2 protein-coding genes are annotated in these 3,140 nt (G+C 58.9%); both read left to right on the plus strand.

Features of this window, described 5'->3' with window-relative positions:
• Positions 1 to 206: 206 nt before the first annotated feature.
• On the plus strand, positions 207 to 1,277 hold the full coding sequence (locus GGQ80_RS18230) for a DUF4917 family protein (protein ID WP_183987525.1): 1,071 nt from the start codon (positions 207 to 209) through the stop codon (positions 1,275 to 1,277).
• Positions 1,278 to 1,729: 452 nt separating this feature from the next.
• Positions 1,730 to 2,968 carry a reverse transcriptase domain-containing protein gene (locus GGQ80_RS18235; RefSeq protein ID WP_183987527.1) on the plus strand — a complete coding sequence of 413 codons (1,239 nt, stop codon included), beginning with the start codon at positions 1,730 to 1,732 and terminating at the stop codon, positions 2,966 to 2,968.
• Positions 2,969 to 3,140 lie beyond the last annotated feature (172 nt).

The raw sequence follows: 3,140 nt of genomic DNA on the forward strand, positions 1-3,140 counted from the left end.
CTTGCCGACCCATCATATCCGTGACCCTCCGCCGCTATGCGCAGTGAATCACGCCTTCATCGCCCTCGCAACCAGCCGTTTTTCAACAGTCTCGACCGGTTGTGACACCAGGAAGCGGGACTCTGGTTGCACAGTTGCTAATGTCGGATCATATTACTAACCGATGGAGCCGTAGTCTCCAGTACGTGTGGAGGGGGATAGAAGGAATGCCGCTGCTAACCTTCCCTCAAGCGGTCGCTGACTCTGAGGACTTCTCCAAACGTCATCTACTGCTCGGCAACGGTTTTAGTATCGCCTGCCTGCCCGACATCTTTCACTACGGTTCGCTATTTTCTCGAGCGGATTTCACAGCGGTGCCTGAGGTCGCCGCCGTGTTTGCAGCTTTAGGCACCCAAGATTTCGAGGCCGCAATCCGTGCTTTGGAAAGTGCGGCGAGAATCCTCCCCGCCTACGCTGGCGCGGGTCATGAAGCGGCCGATCTGATGTTGGCGCACGCTACCGCCCTGAAGGAGATCCTTGTCCAGACGATTGCGGGTAACCACCCCCATGTACCAGGCGAAATCCCCGACGAGCGGTTCTGGGCATGCCGGCGCTTCTTGTCGCACTTCCTTGCGGGTCCGAAGGCAGGATGCGTCTTCACGCTCAACTACGACCTGCTGCTCTACTGGACGCTGATGCACGAAGACCCGCCATTCGGTCCGCACTTCGACCTTGGCACAAACGACGGGTTCGGGAACGACGAAGATGCGCCCGACGCTGACTACGTCGTTTGGCAGGGCGAGACCAACGCGCATAGCGCCTGCGTCATGTTCCTACACGGTGCCCTGCATCTATATGACTCGGGCAAAGACCTTCTGAAATACACTTGGGTGCGCAAGGGTGTGCCTTTGATCGACCAAGCGCGCGATGCCCTCGCGCGCAACGCTTTCCCGCTGTTCGTGGCCGAGGGTACAAGCGCAAAGAAGAAGGCTGCTATCCGCCACAACGCCTACCTCTATCAAGGGCTTAAACAGTTCAGCTCTAACACCAAGCAAGGACGACACTGCATCTTCGTTTTCGGCCACTCTCTTGCCGAGAACGACGACCATATTCTTACCCGCATTGGGCGCGGGCGCTGTGCGAAGCTTTACGTCGGGGTCTACGGAGACCCAGACACGCCGGTGAACCAGGAAATCATGGCGCGGGCGTCGGCGCTTGCCGGGATGCGCCGCGAGGAGCGATACCCTTTAGCCGTCGCGTTCTACGACGCAAGTTCAGCGCAGGTATGGGGTCCTTAACAGATGAGGAAGAGATCGTTCGTCTGCCTCTTGCAATCAATGCAGTTCGGTCAGCATCTTTCAGTGTGACCTAGTTACAACATATTTATGCTCGATTGCGATCTGGGCGGTGTCCGCCCTTGATAGCGTAGATAGCAGCCCAATATCCCTTAAGTCCCCGGAATTGGCCGACGGATACGATCGTTGCAACGCGCAACCCGCATGACGAGCAACACAGCCGCGGCGATGCCGGGGACCAGCGACTCTGCGAATGCGAGTGACAGATTGACGAGCATAGCTCCGATGATCTCCTCGATTACACGATACCACATAGCGTTCTAGACCCGCGCCGACGAGCAGCCTCACACGGGCCTAACAGGGGTGGATTGTGGTGTGCGTCCGGGGGCATCCAGCGTTGCTGGGGTCTCGGGTCAAGACTGGCCCCCGGACTCTGCTATTGGTAGGCTCACCTCATGAAGGCGCCTAATTGGTTCCGCCCGCGCGGATATCTCCACCTCGACATGCCGGTCAAACCAGCATTCGCGGTTGGGCTCACGCCTTCGCAGGTCACCACGCACGTATGGTCACCACTGATCCACTACGTGAAGACCGAGAAACGGTACAAGGTGAAGGAGCGTAAGACTGTTCCAAAGGAACGGCCTATCATGTTCGCCTCCCACCGGGACTCCTGCATCCTGTCAAAGTATTCCGCGGACTTGGTCAGCCGGCTGGACGACTGGTACGCCGCCACGGGCCTTGATGATACGGTAATTGCGTACCGCTCGCTCGGGCAATCGAACTACCACTTCGCTAGGCGAGTTGAGGATTTTGTACGCGCCCACCCGTCGCTAACCGTAATGTGCTTTGACGTGACCGGGTTCTTCGACAATCTGGACCACAAACACCTCAAGAACCGACTGAAATGGGTGCTCGGCTGCGACGAACTGGACGCCGACTGGTATGCGGTACTTCGCTCGGTGACGAGCTACCGCTACATTGATTTGGAGGAAATCAAAAAGCACGACCACCTCGCCAAGCGGCTGAGGGAGCGGAAGCGCCATCCGCTCGCCACCATCACCGAGTTGAAGGCCCTGGCCGTGCCAATTGGGAAGAACCTGAAGTCGGTAGGCATCCCGCAGGGCACGCCAATCAGCGCCAGCTTGTCCAATCTCTACATGACCGAGTTTGACGCCGAGATGCACGCTGAGGCGACCAAGCGAGGTGCCCTGTACCAACGCTACTCTGACGACATCCTCGTTGCGTGCCCACCCACTCGACAGAACGTGCTGAAGGCCCTCGTGGAGGAAAAGCTGGAGGAGCACGGCCTAGAGCTCCAGGCGTCGAAGACCGACGTCGTGACGCTGCACGCTCCCGCAAGCACCCTCACCTTCCAATACCTCGGCTACCAGTTGGGGCACGTAGACGCCCGTCTGCGGCTCAAGTCGCTGTCGCGCCAGTGGCGCACCGCCAAGCGGGCCGTCGCCAAAACGGAGCGCGTCGGCCTGAGCGCGATCAAGCAGGGCAAGGCCAAGCAGATTTTTACACGCAAGTTGCACATGCGCTTCACGGGCGCGGGCGGCCGGAACTTCCTTGCCTATGCGGAGCGGTCAGCTGAGACGCTGGACTCGCCGGCGATACGTAAGCAAGCGAAGAAGCTGCGACGCTACATGCATGGCGAGCTGGCGCGGCTTAGGGGCAAGCCCAAGCCCTGATCTATCTCGGTAGCTTACTATCCGTTTTGCGAAATGTGGCTGCAAGGCTGTTGGAACATGATGGTGTCAGAACCGAGCGAGACTGTTGAAAAAGGCATATGTGTGAGCGGCGTGGCGGATGGCTGTTGACGCCAATCACCGGGGGACTCGCTCCGTATCAGGTGGGCGCTGC

This window comes from Sphingomonas jinjuensis, assembly GCF_014197105.1.
GTDB lineage: Bacteria > Pseudomonadota > Alphaproteobacteria > Sphingomonadales > Sphingomonadaceae > Sphingomonas > Sphingomonas jinjuensis.